This window comes from Acinetobacter sp. RF14B (genome assembly GCF_006864105.1).
Taxonomy (GTDB): domain Bacteria; phylum Pseudomonadota; class Gammaproteobacteria; order Pseudomonadales; family Moraxellaceae; genus Acinetobacter; species Acinetobacter lwoffii_C.
The window spans coordinates 1-903 of record NZ_SMTB01000203.1; the positions used below are offsets into that span (position 1 = coordinate 1).

1 protein-coding gene is annotated in these 903 nt (G+C 52.3%); it reads right to left on the reverse strand.

Annotation, left to right across the window (positions count from 1 at the left end; genetic code table 11):
• The coding region (locus E2K52_RS14510; RefSeq protein ID WP_151205693.1) for an efflux RND transporter permease subunit at window positions 1–903 on the reverse strand (903 nt) is incomplete at both ends.

The window sequence follows — 903 nt, forward strand, 5'->3', positions numbered from 1 at the left end:
TCTATTGCTGCCCCTGAAATCGAGCTGTTCAGAAAATTGGCCAGGTCTGTACTGCTGACTCCGAGCTGACGGGCACGGTCCTGATCGATCTCCAGCTGAATCATTTTGCTCGGCTCACCCCAGTCCAGATGGACATTGGTACTGTTCGGGTTTTGGCTCACCGTTGTCGCCACTTTCTGTGCCCATTCACGAACCAGAACCAGATCTTCTCCCGAAATCCGGAATTGCAGCGGATAGCCAACAGGCGGGCCATTTTCCAGTAAAGACACACGTGTCCTGACCTCGGGCAATAGCACCCGAATCTGGTCACTTAAGGATTTTCGGATTTCATTCCGATCTTCCAGGGAAGAGGCCAATACTACAAACTGGGCAAAACTGGTCTGGGGCAACTGCTGGTCCAGCGGCAAATAGAAACGTGGCGAACCGATGCCCACATAGGCCACATAATTGTCGATGCCCTCCTGCTTGGACAGGAACTGCTCGACCTTCCTGACCGCTGCTTCGGTGGCTTTCAGTGAAGCCCCTTCTTCCAGTTTTAAATCCACCAGAATTTCAGCACGATTCGAGGGCGGGAAGAACTGCTGAGGAACCAGTTTAAACATCACAATCGATAAGATAAAAATACCCAGGGTCGCAGCAATCACGGTTTTGCGATAGGTCACACAGGTATTGACCCAGCGCCGAAAGCCCTGATAAAACCGGGTCTGATAAGGATCATGCGGTTCCCCGGCCTGATGCACGACCGGTGCAGGTTCAGGCTGTTTGCGCAGACGTGCCCATATACGCTGATACCAAGGCGCTTTTTGCACTAAATCCTGATTAAAGTCCGGCAGCAACTTGTCCCCCAGATAGGGCACAAACAGAACTGCAGCCACCCAGGACATCAATAAGGCAATGGTCACC